This window comes from Herbaspirillum sp. B65, assembly GCF_000333555.1.
Taxonomy (GTDB): Bacteria; Pseudomonadota; Gammaproteobacteria; order Burkholderiales; family Burkholderiaceae_D; genus Herbaspirillum; species Herbaspirillum rubrisubalbicans.
On the sequence record NZ_BADI01001238.1, the window covers coordinates 1 to 218 of the forward strand.

A 218-nucleotide genomic window follows, 5' to 3' on the forward strand; every position below is an offset into this window, starting at 1 on the left:
TGCCGTTGTTGAACGTGCGGTTCATTTCGATGTCGTCAATGCCTGCGGTCTTTTGCAGCCAGGCAAACAGCTCAGTCTGGGGCCAGCTGCCCTTCTTTAGATGAGCGGCAGTGCCTTCGGGCAGCACGCGGGGAATGTTTTCCAGCAGGCCGCCACCGGTGATGTGGGCCAGTGCCTTGATGGGATGTGCGGCCAGCGCGGCCAGCACGTTCTTCACG

At 61.0% G+C, this 218-nt stretch carries 1 protein-coding gene; it reads right to left on the bottom strand.

Annotated elements, in window-relative coordinates; translation table 11 throughout:
* On the bottom strand, window positions 1-218 hold a 218-nt coding region (locus I5W_RS28920; RefSeq protein WP_044531845.1), incomplete at both ends, for an AIR synthase-related protein.